This is a genomic window from Rhodopirellula sp. JB055 (genome assembly GCF_043100905.1).
Lineage (GTDB): Bacteria > Planctomycetota > Planctomycetia > Pirellulales > Pirellulaceae > Rhodopirellula.
This window is the reverse complement of record NZ_JBICHO010000020.1, coordinates 1-17,981: the sequence shown is the minus strand read 5'-3', so window position 1 is coordinate 17,981 and position 17,981 is coordinate 1. Positions and strand designations below refer to the sequence as shown.

Below are 17,981 nucleotides of genomic sequence, written 5' to 3'. Positions count from 1 at the left end.
ACGAGTGATTCTCCATGCGGTCGGCTCGGTAAAACCGATAGAGGGCTGGCTTTTGCGTCATCACCACCCTTGAATTGCGGCGGTTGGGCGTCTGAATCATTGCTTTGCGATGGGGCGCTGGAACCTTCCTCGTCCAAATTAGCCGTTTCCATGGCTTTCAGAAGATTCTCGACCTGATTTTGACTCAATGATTCGTTGGACATCGTGTCCTCAGCCTCTTATGTGACCGTTCCCACGTACGATGTACTTGTAGCTGGTAAGTTCCCGCAACCCGCATGGGCCCCTGGCGTGAAACTTATCGGTAGAAATCCCGATTTCTGCTCCCAAGCCGAACATTCCGCCATCGTTGAAACGCGTGCTGGCGTTGACCATCACAGCGGAACTGTCCACCAACGCCGTAAACTTCTCAGCGGAGGCCAGATCTTGGGTGACAATCGCGTCGGTGTGGCCTGAGCCGAATCGGTTGATGTGTTCCGCGGCTTGGTCGACGGAATCGACAACGGCGATGCTGATCTGAGGTCCCAGGAATTCGGCACCAAAATCAGCTTCCGTCGCGGGAATTCCGCCAGAAACGTGGGCTGCGGCGCGTTCGTCGACGCGCATCTCGATTCCACGTTCGGTCAAGCGTTTGGCAATGGCAGGGAGGGCTCTTGAGGCAATGGATTGGTGAATCAGGAGCGATTCACAGGCGTTGCAGACACCCATCCGTTGGCACTTTGCGTTTTCAATGATGTCGACAGCCATTTCGACGTCCGCGGACTCATCAACGTAAACGTGGCAGTTGCCGTCGTAGTGCTTGATGACCGGCATGGTGGCTTCGGCGGCGACACGGCGGATCAGGTTTTCGCCACCGCGGGGGATCGTGACATCGATGTTGTCGGCTTGTTTCAGGAAGTGCCCCACCGCAGCGCGGTCGGTGGTTCCGACGAGCTGAACGGCGTCATCCGGAATGCCTACTCGGCGGCCGACTTCGTGCAGCACATCCATGATTGCGCGGCTGCTGTGGGCGGCTTCTTTGCCACCGCGAAGGATGACGGCATTGCCGCTTTTCACGCAAATTCCGGCCGCATCGGCAGTCACATTGGGGCGACTTTCGTAGATGAAGAACACGACGCCCAAGGGAACGCGGCGTTTTTCGATTCGCATTCCACCGGGTCTCGCAAAACCATCCAGGACCTCGCCGATGGGGTCGTTGAGAGCCGCTATTTCACGCAGGCCGTTGGCGATGCCGGCGATCCGGTCCTCGTCCAGACGCAAACGATCGACGCCCGCGTCGGTCAGCCCATACTTCGGAGCGTTTTCGAGATCCAACTGGTTGGCTTCGATGATCGCAGCGGATGCGTCCACCAAAGCGTCCGCGGACTCCAGGAGCCATTGGTCCTTGATGTTCGTGTCCAGTGTTCCAAGCAAGCGGGAGGCAGCTTTGGCGCGGCGGGCAATGTCAACGCACTGGGCCGTCAGATCATCGGAGTGTTGAGCGTCGGTTGGGGTGTCGGTCGTGGAAGCGGTCGACATGGGAACCTATGGATTCAGGTAGCGATCATGAGAATCGTGATACGAAAACCGGCTGAGATCAGGGGGAGCCCAATCTCAGCCGGTCGCTTTCATTGTCTGGCATTGGCTCGTTGCGGTCAACGTCAACGAGTATGTCAGTGTCTTCGGGAGCCTGTCTTACAGCAGCTTGGCCATGGCGGCGTCGACTGCTGATTGCAGCGTTTTACTGCGTTCATCGCTGTCCGAGGAGCTTTCGTCGTTGTCCGTGGCACCTGCGGCCAGGCTGTTGAGAACGTCATCGCCCACGTTCGCTGAACTTTGGCCGACGAGCTTGTCACTTTCGGACAATACTTCGAACAGCGGTTCACCGGCAGGCGTGGCGGACGATCCCGTGGAACGGGCGTTGGAGCTGGACGTCGTCGCGGCCAGGCCATCGCCGGTGGTTCCAGCTTCGACCGATGTGGTGATGGATTCACCCAACGGTTCGCCGTCATTTCCACTGGCATCTCGTCGGTTCAGTTCGTTGATGACCTGCAAGGCATCCAGTGAACTGATTCGCAGGTCGCCGCTGACATCGTAGTAACGCCCTGAGTCCGAAGCGTCGGGGCGACCGTTGTCACCTTGGGTCACCACCAAGTCTTCGTCGACCGTCGGTGAGTAGTCCGACGGGAAGGACGAGAAGCGGTTGAGGTGGTTGATGATCAGCAGAGCGTCCAAGGCCGAGACCTCACCATCGTCGTTGACGTCGGTGTTGAGATCGGGGTTTTGCAGACGGCTGATGACGACTTGCAGTGACACGGTGGCCAATCCACTGCGGCGACCTTCGGAATCGGCAATCGAGTAGTCAAACGAATCGCGACCCGTGTAACCAGCCGCGGGGATGTATCGCAGCGTTCCATCGCCGACGTTCTGCACTTCACCCGCCAATGGTTGGCGTTCGATTTGGACGGAGCTGAAGTCCAGCCCATCTGCGTCGGTGAAGTTGTTGCTGATGTCGATCGTGATCGCTTCGTTGAGGAATCCTGAACGGACGCTGTCGCGGCCAACCGGTGCCGCATTCGGACTGATTGTGACCGTTTCTTCCGAACTGAAGGTTCCGTCATCGTCAGCGACCATGTAACGGAATTCATCATTGCCGGGGAAATTCGTGAACGGCGTGTAGGTGATGGTTCCTTCGACTGGATCAATCGACACACTCCCGAACGCGGGTTGCTTGGTCACGGTCAACGAGCTTGGGTCGATGATGCCATCGACATCGACATCGTTGTCCAAGACTCGAATGACAGTGCTGCCGGGGCTTTGCAATGTCGGCACATCGGGCTCGGTCACTGGTCCATCGTTGACGCCCGTGACGCTGACACTGACCAACACCGAGTTGCTGGTTCGGATCGGCGTCGAGTTGGCACCCGCGCGGTCGGCAACTGCGTAACTGAACGAATCGTTCAGCGGTGCGGAGCTTGGTTTCAGCCCTTGCAGTTCGCTCGAGACGGTTGGGTCGTAAGTGATCGTTTGCGTGACGGGATCGAAGGTGACCAGAGCACCTCGCAGCGAGAACTGCGGCGAGCTCATCACGATTTGCAACTCATCCGGATCAGTGTCGTTCAAGTCGACATCGACATCATTGGCCAACAGTTCAGCCGCACTGATTACCCGAATGGTGTCTTCATCGGTGGTGAACGAGTCCGCATTCGGGGTCGGGAAATCGTTGACCGGTTGAATGTTCACTCGCAGCGTGACCGGCGATCCGGCCAATCCTTCGCTGTCGCGTGCAACGACTTGCAAGTCAACTGCACCGTTGGCGTTGAGAGCTGGGGTGAACGTCAGGATGCCATCCGGCGAGATCGCGGGTTGTCCCTCTTGGGTGAACAGATCGGAATCCGCTGCGTTGATTGTTGTGACTTCGAATGACACCGATTGATTGGACTCATCCGCCGGTCCAGGCAAGATGTTCGTTGCCCACTGCGTCGTGTAGGGGCCACGATCTTCTTGGACGCGAACGGTCGGTCCCGCGGTGAAGGTGGGAGCGTCGTTGACCGGATCCACCGTGATGGTGAACGTTCGGACGGTGGACGCGTTGATATCACCATTGCCAGCGTCGTTTGGTCCATCATCGAACAACTGCACCGTGAATGTGGCCGATCCATTGAGGTCTTCGGCGGTCACATACGACAGGGTCGCGTTGCCTTCGGAGTCGATTGATGCCGATGGCGGTGTGACGAACAACTCGGGGTTGTTTGAGGTTTGGATGATTTCGAATCGGAGTGGTTGCCCGTCCGTTCCGGTGCCAATTTCATCGTCCGCTCCGGGAGGTCCGGCTTGAACGTTGGTCGCCCAGTCTTCGATGATCACACTTCCGCGACCGCCGCCATCGTTTTGGTCTTCATCGCTGGTCACATCGCCAGCACCACTGAATTGAGGTGCGTCGTTGACAGGGAAGACTTCGAAGGTGACGGTTCCCGATGCAATGCGAGGTTCATCGATTGGTTGGCCATTGTTGCCAACGGGGACGGTGACGCCATCGTCGGTGACGGTGTAGATGAAGCTGTCCGTTCCAACAAAGTTGGCTCGTGGCGTGTAGATGAATCGAGTGATGACACCGTTTTCTGTGACGCTTTGCAGCGAGCCGCCTTCTGCCGTGGTCACTGGGATCGGGGTGGTCAAAGACAATGTTTGATTGCCGCCGGGGGTGTTGTCCGCCGATTCATTGGCGGGGCCAACATCGAAGACGTCCAACAGACCAGGTGACGTTCCGTCGCCGTTGACCAAGACATCGAACGTGCCGTCCTCTGACAACGCGAAGTCCAGCGGGTTCGTCCCCGGTGCACTGAATTCCGGTTTGATAAACGGACGGTCATTGACCGGTTGAACATCAATGGTCAGCGTGACGGGCAGCGAGGACCGCAAGTCACCACGGGTGCTGTTTTCTTGTTGATTCGATCCAGGCAGGATTTCTGTCAGGACCACTTCGAATTCGAACGTGCCGTAGACATCTTCCTGAGGTTGGAATGTCAGGACACCGTTGTCGCTGATCTCCGGTCCTTGGATGAAGAAGTCTTGCAGTTCGTCATCCAGGAAGGACAACGTTTTCACGGTGAAGCGAACGTCTTGACCGTTGGTGAAGTCGACTTCGTCAAACGCACTCAAAGGTGGGCCAGCAGCAATGCCGACCGCGAAGTTGTTGATCCGTTGAGGATCGCCATCTTCGGCGACTTCGTAAGACAGATCGTTGGCAACGAATTGAGGTCGGTCGTTGACCGGGTTCAGGTTCAGTTGAACGATCGATGTCGAAGTGCGGCGGTCGGGGACCAAGGTTCCCGTCTCAGTCGAATAGGTTTCCCCGTCACCGTCGAAGTCATCCCGAACCTGGAATTCGAAGGAATCGAACGGTGTGGTTGGGTCGATGGTGTTGTTGAAGTCGACGGGAGGCGTGTATTCTAATCCGATCAACTGAGTGCCTTCAAACTTCGGCGTCAGCGTTCCACCCAAGGCGGTTTGCTCTGGGAAGTCGAACAGTTCCAGTTCTTGCGGAGCACCGGTGGGGAAGCCAACGTTGAGCGATTGATCTTCGTTGTCGGCGCCGACGGTGTAGATGTCCAACAAACCGATCCGCTGATACGAGCCGACTTGCACCAAGGCTTCTGGGATCGCACGACTGAGTGGGATGAAATAGTTGCCCGTCGTGACGGCGTTGGCAGGGTCGCTGCTGCCGGTCGGTTGGGTGTTGTCTTCACGCAGCGTGTACTGGATCACGGCTTGGTCATCGAATCCATCGCCATCAGTGTCTGTGATGCCGGAGATCGAGTAAGCCTCGTCCGGATCATTTGGCACCGCATCGTCGGTCAATCCGGTGCGAATGCGAGGTGCGTCGTTGACGGGACGGACGTTGACCGTGAACGTCGTGGCTGGGATTTGCGAAGGAGCAATTCCGCTTTCCACTGGATAAAGCTCGAACGTTGCCTGGCCGACTTTGTCGGGGCTTGGAGCAACGGTGAGGGACGCTTCTGTGTCGCCACCGACGTAGTTCACAACCGGAAGGCTGGCCAAAACGCCGTTCGGGTCAGCGATCAGACGGACTTCGAATCCTGTGACAATCTGCCCCAGCAACTCGTCCGAAGCGGTCGACGATGCGGAGAAAATTTCGGTCAAGAAGTCTTCCACCGTGGTGGTCGACAGATCGTCTCGTTCCAAAACATCAACGGTGTTCAGATCATTGTTGAAGACCGGTGCGTCATTGACCGGATCCACGGTGATCGTGATGGTTGCGGCATTCACCGAACGACGAATCGCGTTGATGTCTTGACGCGTCTCAGCAGGCGACGTGATGCGGGTGAAGGCATCGTCTTCGACCGTGTACAGCAGCAATTCGCGAGCGGCGAACGGCAATTCGCTGTTGTAGTTTTCTGCCGGAGTGAATGTCACTCCGCTGAAGTAGCGACGGTCTTGGCCTGCGACTTGGGTGGTCTCCACGGTGAACGTGTACGTTCCGCCTGCGTCGCTGTCGATGGTCGCGGTCGTTGCACCGGCAGGGACCGAGTTGATGTCGATCGCGTTTCCACCTGGTGTCGAGAACGACACGATTCGAAGGCTCTGTTCGTTTTCGTTGAACGGAGTACCGAGTCGGTTGTCGAACATGCCGCTGGCGTCGGTCAGTTCGCCCATGCGAATCGCGGAAATCAGTTGTAGCGAAACCAGGGATTGATCGGCAGGGACGCCCAGTGCAGACAAGTCAGCCAAGGCACCAATGCCCGCAGCACGCAATTGCTCTTGCAGTGTCGTTGCGACGGTATCAGAGGAGTCCGCCACGGTGAATGGCACGATGACATCGGCACCTGCGGTAGGCAGGCCAGACAAATTGAACTCGACAACGTGGGTGGTCCCAGCATTGTCGGTGATCGTGAATCGTTCGCCGTCGATCAAGCGGTCACCGGCAGGTACCAAGATGTTCGTGCCGCTGAAGGAGACGCTGGTTGGCGACAGCGATCGGGTGATTGCGTTGGATGTCAGCAGGGTGACGCTGTTTCCATTGGCCGCTGCTCCGATATCCAAGGTTCGAAGGACATCAGCCAACGAGATCGCGACATCTTCGATGGAACCGGCGGGATCGTACTGCACGACTGCGTCGTTGCCCGGTGACAGCGAGCCGGTAGTGTTGAGTTCGATTTGACGAACAACACCATTTTCGTCCGTCAACAGGATCGTTTGACCGCTGACCAAGTCACCGATGACAGGCAAGACGAGGTCGGTTCCGTTGAACGTGATCGCGGTTCCGTTTGGATCCACTGAAACGATGTCGACCGTGTCAATCTGCCATGAGGTCAGCGTGACCGATTGAGCGTTCACGCTTTGGCTGACCAAGGCGGCTTCCAACGCGGCGGAGATCTGAGCCGCCGTATCGCCCATGGAGTATTGAACGAGGACAGCATTTGGGTCGATCAGCATCGTTCCCGTTTGGAATTCGGCAACAACGACCGTTCCATCGAGAAGTTCGACGATCAGTGCATCGCCAGCTTGAATGCCGGTTCCGGCGGGAACGATCACGTCGGATCCGTCAGGAACCAAGCCCGTACCCGCGCGGTTCACGCTGAGCGATGCCACGCTGTCCATTCGGACACGGAATTCTTGTTGCGTGCCAGCCGATTCGACGGCACCGAAGCCAGCGAGCAGCATTGCGTCTGCGAGTGCCGTGGCGACCTCTTCGGCCGTGCTGGTGTCGCTGATCGAGACTGGGACCGCACCGGCGACCAAGACGGATCCCGTCTTGGTGAACGCGAAACGTGTCGGTGTGCCAGTGTTGTCGGTGATGGTCACGATTTCACCGTCGGAGATCAAACCACCTTCAGGAACAGTGATTCGGCCGGCAGCGGAATCGACCACCACAGCGTTTTGCCCAGGAACAAACGCGAGTTGGCCGGAGGCGTCGAACGTGATCGTGGCACCATTGACGGTTCCGCCGAATCCGAGCGAACGAAGCGTCAGCTCCAGACGAGCGGCCAGAACATCCGCAGTTTCTCCGTCGGCAAACTGAACGACCCGGTCGGTTCCGATCGAGGCGGTCCCAGTGCTATTGAATTCCACCACGACGCGGCGTCCGTTGCCGGCGGTGACAATCAATGTCTCGCCATCTCGCAGTTGGTCGGCGTCGGCCATGGTGACCGACGAAGTGGTTGCGACGATGGCCGATGGTGTCACGTTCACACCGCCGAGCAGCATCGTGTCGCTGATCGTCAGAGGTGTGTCTTCGATGGTGTTGGCATAACGGTCGAATGCAACCGGAGCATCGTTGACTGGTTCAACAAAGATCGTCGCCGATTGGGTGACGGAGATCCCTGCAGGATTTCGATCGCCTCGGTCGGCGTCATCACTGACGTCGCCGACGTTCGTGTCTTCGTTGATGCCGTTGTCGGTGGCGGTGTAAATGAATTCCACTTCGCCGTACACGTTTGCAGCCGGCAAGAACGAGATTTCGTTCGTGTTCGGATCCAGTGTCAACGTACCTTGGGTCGGGTCGACCAATGCGACGGCGGTCACGACCACCGGTGCATCGTTGTTGTTCGTGCCCGAGTTTTCATCGACCGCATCGGTTGGCCCAGCCATGTCGTTGCGAGTCAAGTACGCCGTCGGGAACACCAAAACGGTGTCTTCGGTTGGCGTTGGAACGGCTCCGGTGAAGAAGCCTGTGTAGTCCGTGTTCGCATCGCCATTGGCGTCTGTCAGACCCACGTAGTCGGCGGACAACACAGGAGCGTCATTCTGTGGCGTGACGCGAATGCGGGCGGTGGCGGGTTGCGAAATGGGCCCGATGGCGTCGAACTGATCCCGGACGCCGTTGGCAATTCCGAGCACGTCACGTTCAGCTTGGCTGAGCGAAGCGTTCAGGTTGGTTTCCAGATCGGCGGGCAGTTCCGAGATGCCGTTATCGATCAACGTGAACGTGAACGCGTCGACGGACAGACCGCCCACGGTGGTTCCGTTGTCACTGTTGAAGTCAACCGCTGGCGTGTAAGTGATCTCGGTGATCCACTCGTTCGTCGGGTTGAAGATCGCGGTCAGCTTGCCACCTTCTGGCGTGCTGGCTTCGGCGAAACGATTGTCTTTGTTGATCGTTGTTCCGCCGGCCGTGATCGAATGCACAAAAACGGTTTGGTTGGGTTCGTCTTGCACGTCGGAGCCGGAACCCACATTGAATTGTGCGTTCGCGTCAGGCGAGGATCCCGCGATCAATTCCGCGGCGGTGATTGTCAGTGGTGCACCACCATTGGTTGCAGTGGCTTCGACCATCACAAAGGATTGATCGGTCGCACCGGGGGCGTCGTTTTCAGGAACCACGTTGACGGTCACGGTTCCGCAAACCGGTGGGTCGCCAGCGTCGACTTCGCAGTCGATGTTGCCCAAGTTTTGCTGGGTCGACAAGCGATAGGTGAAGGTGTCGATCCCGTAGAAATCTGGATCAGGAACGTAGCGGAAGCTGCCATTCAAATCATCACCTGCATCGGTGTCGATTTCGAGCGTTCCGTTGGTGGGTTCGTCCACCACGAAGTAACGGACTGGCAAGAGTTGTCCGGCGCGGTTGGCGGCACTGATCAAACCTTGCGAAGCGTCCACGTCGAGGGTCGCGTCTTCGAACGCGGTGTAGGACCGAGGCTCTGGTTCTGGCAATGGAATGGGTAGAACCGAGACGAGGTAATCTTCCACTTCGCCACCGATTGCAACTCCATCCGGACCAATGTTGCCCGCATCGTTCACACGGAAACGAGCCCAGGTGTCAAACGGCAGTCCGCCGACGGTCAGTGGGGTGGTGACATTGACGATGTTGGTGCCCGTGGTGACGGGAACGTTTGACAAGACGTGCTCGTCGTCATCGAAGACGCCGTTGCGGTCGAAGTCGATCCAACCATTCAGCAAGCCACCGCCAACGACGTCGACAGCGATGTCGGTGCCCGCTTCATCGAAGGGGTTCAAGAAACCAAGGACCTGATCCGCGTTGAGTGACGTGAGGACTTGTCCACCGGCTCCAGGTTCGCCAAAGACGCGGAAGAAATTCAGTCCATCATCGAAGCGGACGATCGAGACACCATCCTCATCGTCAATGGCGCGAACTCGAATGCCAGCCGAATTGGTCGGATGAGTCAACGCATCCACACCACCGCCGGTGAAGTCCAATTGCGGACGGATGGCGGTCAGCAACGCAATTTCAATTTCGCGGAGCGTGTTGCCCGAGTTGAACAACACCGGAATGTTGCCAGGGGATGGGTTGGTCGCTGCGTCCAAGAATTCGAACGTGAAGGTTTGGGGGCCTACGACCAAGGTGATCGTTTCTCGGACGGTCGGCATCGCGATGATTTCGATGTCGATGATGTCAGTGTCGGTTGTCAGAGAAACCGATGGCGCGACGCTGCTTGCCGAGATCGGAATCGTGACATCGTCGCCAACGACATCGTTGGTCGCCGAGTTGGACGGCGTGCCATCGAGTTCGGTGTCGATACTGCGGCCCAGTTGAATGGAGGTGCCATCGCTGATGACGGCGTGCCGAGCACCATTTCCAGGAATGGAACTGTTCAGAGGGCTTTCGAGCAGGGTGGCATAGCTGGCAGGTGCATCACCAAAATCGAAGCGGACTTCGGGCATGATGATGGTGAATCGCGTTTCATCGTTGACTCGCGTTTCGCGGACTGGATTACCGGCCAAGTCCGATACGGCGGGAATGCTCAGGCCGGTGACATCGACAACGCCCTTGCGGGTGAACTGAGCGGTGACGGAGTTGGCACCGTCGATCAACAAAGTGCCGCCGCCAGGAGCGAAGATTTCCAGTCCTAGGTTCGCATTCAGGATGGTTCGTTGCAGCGTCGCAGCAACGGAAGCTTCGCTGAAGGTGGTCGAGGGCAGGAACTCAACTGGAACCGCACCCCCGCTGATGCCGCTGGCGATCAAGCCGCTGGTTTCTGGAGCGATCGTTGTGACCGTGCGAACTTCGCCCGCAGGAACGATGGCGGAAGCTTCGTTGAGTTTGATCGAATTTGCCGTCGCCACTGGGGCCAATTCATCCGGGTAGACCGCACTGATGACGACGGATGTTTTCGCTGCCAAGGTGGAGGCATCGTCGCCACCTGCAACCAGAATCAAACGATCAGGACTGGTCAGAGAGGCATCGGTCGTGAATCGGAAGGTGGTGGCGACACCACCGACGTTCAAGGTGAATGTCGTGCCATCGACGCTAGCACCGGTTTGTCCGGCGGGAACCGTCAGGGACAACGATTCTGTGACGCCCGGCATGCCCGAACGCGAAAGTTGGGAATTGGTGATGTCCAAAACATCGGACGCCAACCCACCGAGAAGGACACTGCCGTCGCCAGTGGCTTGAGCGGCATCCAGTCCCAGTGGCACGTCGCCAACTGCGGTGACGATCGCTTGTGCGATTTCGTCGGGAGTGCTGGTGCGGGTGATCGGCACCTGACGCATCGTTTCTGTTTCGACAAACGAGTTGCTATCGTCGAAGACGAATTCAACTGTGTTTCCGTTGCTCGTGTAGAGGAAGCTCTGGCCGGACTCGACACCGTTTGTGGTGCCAATGAGTTCGATTCCATCGACGGTGGACCCGCCGCTTCCCAAAATCACTGTATGCCCGGAAAGGGTTCCCAATTGAATCGAATCGAATCCGATCGCGACGGGAGCCAAGTTCAGGAGTTGAGCGTACGTTTGCCCGGTGCCGGAATCGACGGAGTTGATCGCACCAAGGATTGCATCGCGGATGTCGGCGATGTTGCCAACACCGGCCAGGTCGATCGCCACGTTGCCCGCAGCCGTTGAACCGGTGAGGTTGATTTCGAACGATTGGCTGGTTCCGTCCGGCGCGGTGATCGTGAACACGTCGCGATCACTGAATCCACTCGTGACATCCAAAACACGCAGGGTGGATGTTTGAGGGACCGTGACGGAAATGCCACTTTCGAATTCAAAGACGGTTGGTCGGCCGGCCGAGTCCACGACCGTGACTTGATCGCCATCCGAAATTTGATCTCCGCTGACGGCATCAAACGCGATTCGCGACTGGTTGTTCAGCGTGATTTCATAAACAGCGTCCTGACGCCACAAGCCAGCCAACGGTGTCAACCGGATCGTGCGACTGTTGGCACTGTAGCCGAACGTGAAATCGCGATCAGGAAGCAAGCGACGGCCGTTCTCGGTCAACAAAACGGAGTCAACCGTGATGGTGTCAGGGTCAGGGCCGGTGCCTGATGGATCCACCAATTGAATTTCAAAGAATTCGACGGTCTCTTCCGTGTTCGTCAGACGAACGAAGGAACTGCCGGGGTCCGTGTCGCCGGAGGAGGTGTTCTGAGCCGCTGCTTCCACACCGTCGGCATCGAACGGGTTGATCAGCAATGCGACCGGACGACCGTCGTCGGCCCGATCCAAGGCACCGCGGTCGATGAAGACATTGGCACCTGCACCACCGGAGCCGCTCGATTGCCCATCGACGCGAGGTTGTCCATAGGCGTCAAAGGCAGGGGCGATGATCGGCGAAGCGGAGATACCGGACGGGTTCTTGACCGTGTTGAAGAAGCTGTTGCGATCAGGCAGCGAAGCAAATGAGCTGTCGATGATCGGGCTGTTTTCGACCGGGATGTACAGCGACCGCGATGGGTCTTGGAACAACGCGGTTCCATCCGGAATGATGATCGACGAGCTGGCGATGGGCAGCGTCGAATCCGTGCCATTCTCGTGGAAGGCGTTGCCGCCCACGACGGTGTTCCCTGACGTCGTCGTGTCGACTTGGATGCCGACGTCGAATCCGGAAACAACGTTGTTTAGCAGTGTTGGATTGGCACGTCCATCAACGGTGATCCCGTCACCACCACCCGTGTTGACCACGGTGTTGTTGACGATGCGTCCGAACAGGTTCGGCGCGGGGCTTTCGCCATCGTCAAAGGTTCCGCCACCGAACAAGATGCCACCGGTGCCCGAGTTGGACACGACGTTGTTGATGATGACCGCACCGGGAATCAATCCGGTTGGATTTTCGTTGCGGAGCAATCGAGCGGATCCGGGCAGTGTGTCCTGGGTGACTCCGGTGGAGGTGTTGCCTTGGCCGCGATCGCCCAACGTTGCGGAGATGCCGTAGTTGGCCGAATTGGAGATGAAGTTGCTGCTGATGAGGATCTGGCCTTGGTCATCGGTGCGGTTCACATCCGTGATGCCAAACTGATAGTCGACCATCAGAACGTCACGGTCAGGAACACGTGCCGAGTTGTCCGCGTCCGGCCGAATGGTCAGTTGGTACTCTCCAAACTGTTGGTCGGTTACGCTGATCGGGCCACCGCCGAAGACAGCGCTGTTGCTGACGACGACATCGTAGAAACCATTTGTTGGTGCCGTGAAGTTCAGGAACGCGCCGCCGATGGTTTCGCCAGGAGCTGTTGTGGGGGTGAAACCAGAGAAACCAATGATGTTTGATGTGACGTCAAAGTCGGCGCCAGCTTGCAAGACCGAGATGACTGGTAGTTCAAGCGCATCTCCCGCCTTGGTGAAACCGGCCGAATCGACATCAATGTCAATCGATTGGCCCGCTGAGAGATAGATTCGAACGGAATCCGTGTCGTTCAATGGGTCGGAGGAAAGGACGGTCAAGTCGTCGACAATGTTGCCTGGGGAGACGCCCAGGTTGACTGCGTCGCCAATCTTTCCAATGCCAACGAACGTGTCGACGTCTCCATTGACGAAGCCGGTAACAGATGACTGAGCCAGTTGATCAAAGAAGTTGAGGTATTCGACGGTGTCTTCATCGTGATCGATGACCGCGATCCGCCGGCTCGTTGCGATGCCAGCGGCGGTTTCTTCCGCGACCAAATCCATTTTGATGAATCGCCCACCGCTGGGGTTGAGCGTGATGGCGTCGCCGAACAACTCGACTCGGGACGAGCTGGACGCACCTTGTTCAGCACTGTCGGATGTTGCCGCTGTGATCGCGAGAACGTTTTGGACTTGCGGTGAATTGATCGCATCGCGAATGGCTCTCGCCACATCGGCAGGATCGGTGCCACTCGGATCGAACGGCACGCGAACGTTTCCGGTTTCGACACCGTTGCTATCGAGAATGCTGTCGAACTCAAAGGTGAGTTGACGGGTGCCATCATCCAAGACGAACGTGTCGCTCGCTGTAACAGTCGAATCCAGACTGGTTCCAACATCGATCAACGTGAATCCAGCGGGAGCGACCAAGGTGACAGCCCCGTCGGCCAATCGGTCGTTGGAATCGAAAGAGCGGCCAGAACTGACTTGTTCGTCCAGTTCCAAATTGATTGGGTCGTAGTCCTGTGGAACGCCGTATTCATCGGCGGTGCGGATTTCCAAAGAATAAGGACCGACCAACGTTTCGTTTTGGCGTTCTGGCTGAACCGATTGCGGGTGGGTGTCCGGCAAAATCGCTGGGTCGAATACATAGTTGGTGTTGTTCGCGGGAGCATCGATGACCATTTCACCACGCTCGGCCAAACCGATGATGATGTCGTCGATGTAGACACCTTCGACTTGGTTGTTGGCGGCACCGGCCGTACGGATTTGGCTGGTAGCGTAACTCGTTGATTCACCGGTTCCGAATTCATCGCCGGGCATGGACGTTCCAAAGAACGTTTCCATTTGGGACAGCCCGTAGGACCCGATGTCAGTGGCCATCGCGTTGTACAACCGAATTGTGTCCCCACCATAGATGGGATATTGATCGGAAGCTGCGATTTGGTCGAAGCCTGTCGCGACGGACGCCATTCGTCCAAAGCCTTCGGCAAACGCTTTTCGCATCTGTTCGGCGACTTCGTTGCCCGTCTGGTTGACCGCGACTTGAATCGGAGTCGGGCGGGTGTCGAAGGGAGCGTTGACATCTGGATTGACAACGGTTGCGAAGGACACCACCAAGGAATCAGGAAGAGCAACTTCGACCGATTTGGCGTTCAGCAGATGAACTTCACGATCATTGACGATGACGCCTTGCAGTTCACTGTCGATCGCGGAAAGCACACGGCGAGCGAGCGCATCGGCGGTGTCGTTGACGTCGTAGAAGATCTCGAATTGGTTGGCCGGTGGCGTGGTCACAAACGTGTAGGTCTGTGAGTTGAGCGAGAACGGATCGTCCTTGCGGAAGACGGTGAAGGAATCACCGGGAAGGATCTCGCTGCCCTTGGGCAACGTGATCGGAATCGCGTAGGTCTCGATCGACGAATCCGAGAGTGTGGTGGCTGTGGTCGCCGTATCGAGGAACGTGAATGCGACATTGCCTGCCAGACGGAATCCGTCGCCATTTTGGTCCAGGTACGCTTGGAACCCGTTCGAGATTTCATTGAGAGCCAACACGATGTTGGATCCCAATTCTTCTGCCGTTGAGAAACGGTTGAAGTAGATCTGTACGTCACCAGGATTAGCGACACTCAGACCTTCGCGAACAAACGTGATGGTCGTCGTTGGGAATCCGCCAGCGATGGTGATTTCCTCTCCGTGATGCAGCAAATCACCGGAGGGCAGATTGAAATCGTAGATGTCGTCCGTCTCAGTGACCGCAGCGATTGTGGGTGTGATGGTGCCATTGGTTGATGTGACGCTGGTGGCGGCGACCGACAGAGTGTTGCCGTTGACCACGGCGCTGAAGTTGGTCGGCAGGTCTTGCAGGATTCGACGGGCCAGCGTCGAACCGGCTGTGCCGGCATCGTCATCGGAGAACGGGATGACTCGGTCGCCAATCACGTCAGGCTGGCCACTGTCAGCGAATCGAAGCGTGTAACTCGTTCCGTCGACGTCGACCAATGTGATTGTTTCATTGTCCGCGATCGAAGCTCCGTTGGGAATCTGGAATTCAATCCGAGCTTCGTTGGCTGGTTCTTCAACGATGGTGATCGCTGTCGGGGCAGCAATGAAATTCGCTGTCGTGTTGGGATCGAGGAAGACGACGTCTCCCGAAGCATCCACATACGCCTGGGTGTTGAGTGGTAATTGCTCAACAATCTTTGAGGCGATGATTTGTTTGGTGTCCAGTGGATCCACATAGATCTCGCCTGGGAAGAACGTGTCCGGTGGAATCGAATTGTCGACACTGGTGTAAGTCAGGGTCGTCACCACTCCGTCCGGTCCGGTGACCAGGATTTGTTCTCCGGATTCGAACGTCGCTTCCGTTGGAACAATGACACGAGTCGCGGTGCCGATGATTTCGGTCGGGTTGGATTGACCCGCGGCGATATTCGCATCGACGACCACATCCGTGGCAGCTCGGAAGCTAACTGTGCCGTTGCTTTCGAAGTACGGTGCCAACGATTTGTCGACCGACGCAACGACGGCACGTGCTACGTCATCGGCGGTCATGCCGACATCGAAGACGACCTCGTTGAGCGGTTTGGGGGTCGACGAGGGGGAGGTTGTGAAGGTGAGGACGGTCGGGCCGTTGGGGCCGGTGACCGTGACCTGATCACCGACTTCCAGGTCGGCTCCCGATGGGAAGACGATGTCGCGGCCCAGGACCGTTTCGTACAGGTACGTGTAGTTCAGGCTGTTCAAGGACGTGTAGGCGTTGAACAGATCTGGGTCTTGGATAGCGACCGAGAAGTCCGTGAAGGCATCGTTGTCGAGGAACGAGATGACTTCGCCATCGACCAAGTTTTTGCCAGCGGTTCCGGAAACATTGATGGACCCGAAGTGGGTGCGCATCGATCCCGACGTGGAGAAGTCAAATCGAATTTGAACGTTCTCGCTGCCCGCCAGAGGAGAAATGTCGATGCGAGCCTGACGCCAATCGTTGCCGTCGTCGAAGATCTCTTGGACAACGATTCCCGTTTCGTTGAAGTAATCGTATTCGTCGTAGAACGGTAGTTCACGATAGTCGTTGTTGGTCGCCAACAACTTCCACTCGCCATCATCGCCCGCACCGAAGACACGGAAGGAATCGCTCTGATCACGCGTGGGGAGGTAGTCGTCGTCCGCTTCGACGTCGATGTAGTAGCTGAAGTACAGGGTCGGCTTGTCGGCGGAGTTGACTTCGCTCAAATCGAATGGTCTTGAAACGACCGAACCTTGGCTGCCGCCTGGTGCAATCTGTCCGAGGGGATCATTGTCGGCACGGGCAATCGTGTTGTCCGCTGCATTGCTGGTGACCTCAAAGCCGTAGTACAGGCTGGCACCACCGGTGGTGTTGATCCGGGTTTGCGAGTCATCGAAGACCATCCCGTGACCATCATCGCCGCGCCGGTCGGTGGTGACGTGCCAAGGGTTGTTTTCCAAGTTACTGAAGGCGATGCCGGTCACGTCCCGTGCACCATCGCCTACGGAAAGTCCGCTGGAGAAGTGCATTTCGATCGCCGAACGCCCGTTGTAGAAAACGTTGGCTGGTTTGACCGATTGGCCATCGATCTGCAACGCATACAACCAGCCGTCTTCGGTCGCAGCGAAAACGATTTGTTGCAGACGACCATTTTCCACCGTCCGTGGGCCGAATGTCAGGCTCTGGAAGACGGGGTATTGCTCGCCGGTCGCAAAGTCGAACGGCGCACTGGTGTGATTGGAATCCGCAACCACACGCCCGTAATACGTGGTTTGGATGACGCGGTTGTAGCCTGACAGCTCAATGTTGTCTTGAGGAGCTGCGATGGTGTCGTTGGGATCAAACGCGTGAATCCCGCCCAGATCGGTGGTCGCCAGCATGGACGCGCCCGCGAAACCGCCAGGGATGTACGCCAACCCAGTGATGTCGCCTCCGTCGCCACCGGTGTCGTAGATGAAACCTGTGTCAATCACACCATGTTCAACGTCCGCCGAAGTCGTTCCATAGAACGATCGGTAGGGGATGGTGCCATCAAAATTGCGGTGAGCGTCGGTGTTGGTGCTGCCGAGTGAAGTGATTTGTCCATTCGAGGCAACGGCTTGGTACAAAAGGTTGCGGGTCAGTTCATTTGGAATTTCGCCGCCGCGGCCGTTGTTGTCGCGTTCTCCCACCACGAAGAAACGCTCGTTGTCACTGACGACCGATGTGTTGATGCTGTTGGAACTGTTGCTGGGCTGAAACGCCATCGCATGGATGTCGAGTTGTCCATTGGGGTCCGCTTCCAGGTCGGTTCCTGCGGCATTGTTTCTTAGGTAGGAAATTCCATCGTCGCCAACGTTGGTCGCGGAACCATCGAACGGGCTGATATTCAGGAAGTTGCCGACATTTCCATTGTTTTCCTGGCCGCTCTGTGGACCAAGGCTGTAGGAGAAGAGCTCTCCGTCATCACGGATGGCGAGGTCGCCGGTGGGCTGGCCCGACTGACCGATCAACCGGTCGACTTGACCAGTGAAAGGATTGACGCTGACAAGCACGCTGTTGTTGTTGCCTGAAATCGATCCATCGAGCGAGACGAACAATCGAACGTCGTCAAATGAATAGGGCACGACCGAGGCGGTGTCGAAAATGGGTTCGACGATGGGAGCTTCGGCGGTGTAGTCCAGCAGTCTGTCTTCGAGGAATCGGAATTCATCCG

General features: G+C 57.3%; 2 protein-coding genes. Both read right to left on the bottom strand.

Translation table 11 applies throughout. The features are described 5' to 3' along the window. Nucleotides 1-210 precede the first annotated feature (210 nt). Nucleotides 211-1,515: a glutamate-5-semialdehyde dehydrogenase gene (locus tag ACF8AM_RS00550; RefSeq protein ID WP_392553752.1), complete on the bottom strand. Its 1,305-nt coding sequence runs from the start codon at nucleotides 1,513-1,515 to the stop codon at nucleotides 211-213. 156 nt (nucleotides 1,516-1,671) lie between these two features. Further along, the coding region (locus tag ACF8AM_RS00545; RefSeq protein WP_392553751.1) for a tandem-95 repeat protein at nucleotides 1,672-17,981 on the bottom strand (16,310 nt) is incomplete at its 5' end.

Excerpts from the sequence above, each read along its gene's own strand:
- ACF8AM_RS00550 (WP_392553752.1), bottom strand. The coding sequence starts at position 1,515 with ATGTCGACCGCTTCCACGACCGACACCCCAACCGACGCTCAACACTCC.